General features: G+C 64.9%; 7 protein-coding genes. 3 read left to right on the top strand and 4 right to left on the bottom strand.

All coding sequences use genetic code 11. The annotated features are described in order from the left end of the window. Nucleotides 1-602 (top strand): alpha/beta hydrolase (locus tag IPG14_RS04750; protein ID WP_343391038.1); only part of this gene is annotated, 602 nt, incomplete at its 5' end. A 93-nt stretch (nt 603-695) separates the two neighbouring features. Here the strand turns inward: IPG14_RS04750 and IPG14_RS04745 are convergent. The 3 genes from IPG14_RS04745 to IPG14_RS04735 all read right to left on the bottom strand — a co-directional run bounded on the left by IPG14_RS04745 (nt 696) and on the right by IPG14_RS04735 (nt 3488). Further along, nucleotides 696-1922, bottom strand: coding sequence for an MFS transporter (locus IPG14_RS04745; protein WP_343391037.1), 1227 nt, complete (start codon nt 1920-1922; stop codon nt 696-698). Nucleotides 1923-2042: 120 nt separating this feature from the next. Continuing rightward, nucleotides 2043-2633 carry a YIP1 family protein gene (locus IPG14_RS04740; protein WP_343385428.1) on the bottom strand — a complete coding sequence of 197 codons (591 nt, stop codon included), beginning with the start codon at nt 2631-2633 and terminating at the stop codon, nt 2043-2045. A 147-nt stretch (nt 2634-2780) separates the two neighbouring features. Next, nucleotides 2781-3488: a 16S rRNA (guanine(527)-N(7))-methyltransferase RsmG gene (locus IPG14_RS04735; protein ID WP_343385427.1), complete on the bottom strand. Its 708-nt coding sequence runs from the start codon at nt 3486-3488 to the stop codon at nt 2781-2783. A gap of 55 nt (nt 3489-3543) precedes the next feature. Between IPG14_RS04735 and greA the strand changes: the two genes are divergently transcribed. Further along, nucleotides 3544-4374, top strand: a complete 831-nt coding sequence (gene greA, locus IPG14_RS04730; RefSeq protein WP_343385426.1) for a transcription elongation factor GreA — start codon at nt 3544-3546, stop codon at nt 4372-4374. A gap of 178 nt (nt 4375-4552) precedes the next feature. Continuing rightward, nucleotides 4553-4822, top strand: a complete 270-nt coding sequence (locus IPG14_RS04725; protein ID WP_343385425.1) for a hypothetical protein — start codon at nt 4553-4555, stop codon at nt 4820-4822. Between the two features lie 28 nt (nt 4823-4850). Here the strand turns inward: IPG14_RS04725 and IPG14_RS04720 are convergent, their stop codons facing one another. Continuing rightward, nucleotides 4851-6023 (bottom strand): serine hydrolase domain-containing protein, encoded by a 1173-nt coding sequence (locus tag IPG14_RS04720; RefSeq protein ID WP_343391036.1) that lies wholly within the window; start codon nt 6021-6023, stop codon nt 4851-4853. Nucleotides 6024-6079: the final 56 nt, after the last annotated feature.

Raw genomic sequence — 6079 nt, 5'->3', positions numbered from 1 at the left:
TCGTCTCCGTCGACTACCGGATGGCCCCGGAGAACCCGGCGCCGGCCTCACTCGATGACTGCGTAGCCGCAATCAGGTACGCGGTAGCGAACGCCGCCGAATTCGGCGCGGACGGCTCGCGCTTCGCCATCGGCGGCGACTCCGCCGGCGGAAACCTCACGGCAGCTTCCGCTCTGCGCCTCCGTGACGAAAACGGCCCCACGGCGCGCCTCCAGCTCCTCCTCTATGGGGCCTTCACCGCCAACAACGACCTCCCTTCGGTCATCGAGAATGGCGAAGGAAAGATCCTGACGCGTCAGGCGATGATCTGGTTCTACAACCACTACCTCTCCGGCGGCGCATCACCCGATGACCCCTACATCGCTCCCATCAAGGGCGACCTCCGAGGGCTCCCTCCGGCGCATCTCATCGTGGGCACACAGGACCCGTTGCTCGACGACTCGAAGCTCTTCGCCAAAGCCCTCCAGGATGCCGGCGTCCCAGCGAAGCTTTCGATCTACCAGGACCAGGTCCACGTCTTTCTCCAGCTCACCGCGATGCTCGATGGCGCGAAGCAGGCGCTGTCCGAAGCATGCAACGCCCTCAAGACCGCGCTGGCCTGAAGACCGGCCAAAAGCATCGCGCCTGGACCCCGCGCCCGTTCGCTCACCGACTCCAGTCTCATCCGTCTCCGGAAGGCGAGCGACAGGTTCGAACTAGATTGATTCGGCCCCAACCTCCGGTGCGTGCCCGGGTAACGGCACGTAGGCCCGGCGCCAGAAAAGGTAAAGCGGCGGCATCACCACCAGGAAGTACACCGCGACAAACGCGAACGCCGCCCTTATCGACACATCATCGGTGATGAAACCAATCACCGGTTCGAAGAATGCCACCTGGAGGCTCAGCACGAGCGAGGAAACGCTCAGCACCGTCGCCCGCGTCTCGCTCGGCGTATGCTCGTTGATATAGGTGTCGATGGTCGGCCGCGTGAAACCCTGGATGATGGCCGGGACCGCGAACAGCGCGAACACCCCCACCCGGTCGACGGCCGAAAGCCCGCCGAATGCCAGGACCATGCCCAGGCACGCCACTGCGAACATCGCGGGCGCGCCGGTGCGTGCTGCCACCCGGTGAGCAGTGATCGCGGCGACCACGGCCGCTAGCCGCAGCGGAGCCTGGAATACCCCGAATAGCCCGGTCGCCACATCGTGTTCGATGAGGAATGGCTGGACCAGGACCACCGGCGCGAAGGCCGCCATCATGATCGTCGAGCCGAGAAGCACCGTGTAACGGACCTGGGGCGTCCGCCAGGCGAACGTGAACCCCCGCCTCAGGTTCTCAAGGTAGTGGGGCCGCTCGTGTTCTACGTGCGGTTCCACCATCGCCAGCGCGACGAACGTCGCCAGCGCCGGTCCGGCGAAGCTCACCTGCACGGTAAACGCCAGGCTCGTCTGTGCTGCCAGCACGCCGCCGATGATCACCCCGGCCATGCCCGCGCTGATGGAGATCGCGAACCCCCGGCCAATGACCTTCGAGAACCGTCCTTCCATGCCCCCCTGCTTGAACGAATCGAACAGCAGCGCCTGGTCGGCTCCGCTCCGGCACGCCGCCGCAATCGCCCACAGCATGTAGTCCGCGAAGAGCATCCAGTAGTTCGTCGTGAAGCCGAAGCCCAGGATTGTGAGCGCGAACACCGCGGCCCCGATCGCGAGCACACGGCTGTGGCCGATTCGGTCGGCCAGTGCGCCGAACGGCGCCTCCAGCGCCGCCACCATCAGCCAGAACGGCAGGTCCATGAGGAGGATGTACTTGAGCTCGAACTCGCGTGAAACGGTGAGGTACTTGATCCAGATCCCGAACCAGAACCCCAGGTCCATCAGGAAGAGGAATGCGTAGTAGAGGCGCTCGTTGCGGCGCGCTGCGGCTGCGTTATCCCGCGGCATGTTCAGCGAAGGCTACGCCAGTCCCGCGCTGTGCGAATTGGACGTCCAGCCGGGACAGCCAAACGGCCGGGACCCCGAAACGAGCCCGGCCGTTTGAAGAAGATTCGTGGTCGCGAACGATCAGGGAATGCGCTGGAGAATCGAGAACAGTCCCGCGCCCATCACCGTCGTGTCGCTGGAGAAAGCGACGATGCTCAGCACCAGCACCATCACTGAGAACCCCGCCGTGTTTGCTATCACGACCTGTGTCGAATCCGCATTGGTCACTGCCTGGACCGCGTAGATCGACATCACGAACAGCAGCGCCAGCGGCACGATTGCGAACACCGGGTAGAGCACCGGGATGAACATCAGCACCGAAAGCGCCAGCGGCACCGCCGCGTAGCCCATCGTCCGCAGCAACGACTGCAGGTCGGCCGAGGCCTTATAGACCTGGACGATGATGACGTAGGCGATCAGTACCCAGACGAGGTAGAGCGCCGCCATGAAGACGCCGCCAAGGATGAACGTGTTGAGCCAGGGCTTCTCCGGGCCGTAGTCGAAGTTGAACTCGTAGAAGAGCGTCGCTCCCAGGCCAGCCAGCAGTGCGCTGACGCCCGCCACGATCATCGCCGGGATGAGTTCGTTGGCGTCGTCCCGGACCTCGTCGAAAACCGTCGTGTCCAGCCGCGCCAGGCGGAGAATTTTGTTGAGAATCAAGTTGGGGTCCATGCTGCCTCCTGCATGCCTTCCCGGGTCGGAATCGGTGGGCGCGCTTACTCCCGAAAGCGACCCCCCGGCCGGTCGCGCGAACTATAGCACGACTCTGCGATGTCGCGGAACACAATCTGATCATTGGAGTACGCGGTAGCGAACGCCCTACAGTGGCCGCTTGCCCGGCACGCCCGGCCTGCGCGGATACCGTTCGGGCGTGCCGGCCACCTTGCGCAAGAGTGCCACAGAGACGGTCTTGCTGATCGCGGGGCGCATCGCCACTGAGTCCATCGGCTCACACCCCAACTCCCTCATCGCGCTCGTGGCGGCCGCCAGCTCTCCCGCCATCGCGCTGCCCTTGGGCAGGGCGATGATGCCGCCCGCCCGTGCGAACGGCGTCGTGTACTCCAACAGTTCGGGCAGCGCCGCCACCGCGCGCGCCGTAACCAGCGTGGCGGTCTCCCGGAGCCGGCCCCGCCCGGCTTCCTCCGCTCGTTGCGCAAACACTTCAACGTTCGCCAGCCCAACGGCCGAGGCAACCGCTTCCAGCAGGCGAGCCCGTTTCTGCAGCGGCTCGACCAGCGAAACTCGGGTTTCCGGTGCGACACAGGCGACCACGAGGCCCGGGTAGCCGCCGCCGCTCCCGACGTCGACGACTTCGGGCGGCGCCGCTCCGAGGGCCTCAACCGCGATGCGCCAGGTCTCCAGGGACTCCGCGTATTGGCGCTGGATTGCATCGTCCGGGGCGACCGCGGTTACGCGCGTGTGTTCGCCTGCTTCCGCGATATATGCGAGGTGGGCCTTGAGCAATGGGAGCCAGCGCTCCGGCTCCGCCAGCGCCGGGAACAGCCCCGGAAGTTCGTCCCAATTCATCGGGCGAGCGGCTTAACGCTACGCACGTTCACCTGATCGATGATACATTCTGATCATGACGAATGAATCGCAGAGTGCGACAGTCACTCAGGTCACTCTCGGCGAAGCCCTCCACGAATACCTCCAGTCCCTCAAGCCCGCCCAACGGCACGATTACGAACACTACGTCCGCAAGTACGTCGAGCACGCAGATCCCCAGACCCTTTGCTCGAGCCTCAGCGGCAGCCGCGTCGAAAGCTACTCCGAGAGTCAGATTCGTTCGTCGGACCCCAATGCCCAGAAGCGCGTAGAAGCCCTCAAGGCCTGGTTCCAGTTCCTGAAGAAGAAGAGTTACTGCAACTCCAACTTCGGCATCAACGTCCGTGTGCGCCGCACCGGTGGCCGCGCCGGCAGTGCTGCTGTTCGCGTTGAAGAAGCGCCGATCGAGATGACCGCTGACGGTATCGACGCCCTCAAGCGCGAACTCTCCGAGATCGAGTCGAAAGTTCCCGACTTGGTCAAGGCCATTCAGCACGCCCGTTCCGATGGAGACCTTCGAGAGAACGCCCCTTACCACGCCGCGCGCGAAGCGCTCGCCTTCACCAACGACCGCAAGCAGCGCATCGAGACCTCGCTCAAGCGTGCGGTGCTTGTCGATGCTTCCGGCCGTGACGAAGGCCTCGCCGCCCTCGGGTCGATGGTCACCGTCACTCACGTCGGCCGCAACCGCCAGGAAACCTACCAGCTCGTAAGCTCCCGCGAGGCGAACGCCCGCGAGCGTCGCATCTCTGTCGAGTCCCCGGTCGGCCAGAAACTGCTGGGCAGCCGCGTCGGCGATGAGGTCGAGGTAGAAGCCCCCCAGGGCACGATGCGTTACCGCGTCGACAACGTCTCCCAGACCAGCTAGGGCTTTCCCGAATCTGTTGTGCCTGGCGCGCTAATCTGCCGTACCTAAAGGTAAGGAGTAGCGCGTGCGCCTGCCTCGTCTCCGCGATTCGCGGGGACTCGGGAGACTCCACAAGGGGATTCCCCGATCCCGGCAGGAGATGCCCGCCCGCGATACTCCCTCCGTCAGGAGGTGGGTCATGCTGGTCATCGGGAACGTCAAGTGCCTCCACTGCGGCTTCGAAGATGGACGCTGGGTGGGCCAGAAGGGCGCACACCTCACTATCGGCGGCCTCCGCGGGCGCCAGCTCGGCGAGGGAGAAGACCCATCGACACTGATCCACTGCAGCCGCTGCGAAGGCCCCGTCTTCCTCGATGACGCCAGCCTCGTCATGAACAGCTACCGCATCCGCCGGATTCGCCGCCTTCGCGAGCAGATCGCCGCGCTCGATAGCCACCGCGCCGCCTGAACGACCCCCGCGACACCGGGAAATCGGATCAGGCCAGCACCTGTGCCGCGAGGCTGCTGATCGCCACTCCCCGTCTTCCCTGCAGCACGTCACCCACGAACCCGTCCGTGGTGTATCCGACTGAGATACCCGTCTCGGGATCACCCCAGCCGATCTGGCCTCCTGCGCCGCCGTGCCCAAATGCCCTGGCCGAAGTTGTCTTGCCGAATCCCCGGATGTGGGTGTTTCCGTCTCCGCCCGCGACCACGACCGTCAGTGCCCGGTTTACCGGCACGTTGAAAAGGGGGTCGCGATGGTGTTCCTTGGTGCGCACCTTCGTGGCCCATTCGATCGTTTCCGCCTTCATGATGGGCGTCCCCCCTGCTGTCGTGCCGCCGTTCACGAGAGGCTGATAGAACATCGCGAGTTGCGCCGCGCCTCCCACTCCGCCGCCTCCGGGCACGCCCACCGCCCGCACTTCTGGCCGGTTGAACGTCTTGATCGCATCGGGAGTCACTTCGCCCCAACCACCAGGTGGGGGCGTCGGCGGCACCAGGTGGCGCACGTCCGCGACGCGCCCGCCCTCTGCCGCTGGCAGGCCAACATAGAAGTCGTCGAGGCCCATGGGGTCGAGGATGCGTTCGCGGACATACGCCCGGAAATCCTTCCCTGTCTTCCGTTCGATGATCTCAGCGAGCACCCAGTGGGCACTCGTCGCGTGGTACTCGAACTTCGATCCTGGCTCCCAGTTCAGGCGCCACTGGGCGAACCGTGAAAGCCGGCGTTCCCGGTTGTCCCATTCCGTCGCCGCCATCGGCGCAAGCGGGAATCCGCCGATGTGGAGCATCACCTGCTCCACCGTGATGTTCTCTTTCCCGTTCGTCCCGAACTCCGGGATGATGTCGCTGACCTTCTCCTCGATTCTCAGGAGGCCGTCTTCACAGACCGTCCATGTCGCAGCACCAACGATCGCCTTGGTGCAGCTGAAGATCGTGTAGAGCGTCCGATCCGTCGCCGGGACCTCTCGTTCCACCCCGCCGTGCTGCACGGTCCCATAGGTCCGCAGCCCGGCAAGCTTCCCGTGGCGAGCGACTGCCACCTGCGCGCTTTTCAGCGTGCCATCGTCCACATCGCGCCTGGCGCGGGCGAATACGGCTTCGAGCTTCTCGCTATCGATTCCCAGGTCTTCGGGACAGGTTGCCAGGAAGTCGGCAGCGGCCATGAGCAGGTCCTCCGGGGTGGTGTGCCTCGAACAATACGCCTTCGTGGAGGCTGTGC

Source organism: Candidatus Amarobacter glycogenicus (assembly GCF_016704105.1).
Taxonomy (GTDB): domain Bacteria; phylum Chloroflexota; class Dehalococcoidia; order Tepidiformales; family Tepidiformaceae; genus Amarobacter; species Amarobacter glycogenicus.
Note: the sequence above shows the minus strand (reverse complement) of the source record. Positions and strands in the feature narration are given on the sequence as shown.